Origin of the sequence: Bartonella sp. AA78NXGY, from assembly GCF_042197005.1 — a bacterium.
In the GTDB taxonomy this organism is placed as follows: Bacteria; Pseudomonadota; Alphaproteobacteria; order Rhizobiales; family Rhizobiaceae; genus Bartonella.
The window spans coordinates 1-516 of the sequence record NZ_JBHIRI010000116.1; the positions used below are offsets into that span (position 1 = coordinate 1).

The 516-nt window shown below is 37.0% G+C and carries 1 pseudogene; it reads left to right on the forward strand.

Annotated elements, in window-relative coordinates:
• Positions 1–516 (forward strand): annotated as a pseudogene (locus tag ACFINL_RS09945) (hypothetical protein); the annotation flags it as partial.

A 516-nucleotide genomic window follows, 5' to 3' on the forward strand; every position in this document is an offset into this window, starting at 1 on the left:
TCAAAATACATCACAATATTTTGGTGGTGGTGCAGATGTATCTAATGGTAAAGCACCAACTTACACAATTCAGGGTAATTCTCATAATGATGTTGGTTCTGCTTTTAATGCTGTTGATACTTCTATCACGAATATCCAAAATCAGATTACGAATGCGACAAAAAATAGCCTCGTTAAGCAGGAGGAAAATGAAGGTACTATCACCATAGGTAAGGCAACAGGAGGTTCTCTAATTAATATTGCAAATAATGCAGGCAACGATAGGACAATTTCTGGTGTGAAGGCAGCTGTGAATGGTAATGAAGCTGTTAACAAAGCCCAGCTTGATAAAAGTATAGAGAAGATTTCTAATGATATTAATCTTACAAGTGCTGCTGCAGTTCTCTATGATAAAGAAAACGATACCGTTAATTATAATAGCATAACTTTGGGTGGTGATAAGACTACAGCACCCGTTTCCCTCCATAATGTTAAAGATGGGAAAATTGCTGAAGATTCGCATGATGCGATCAATGG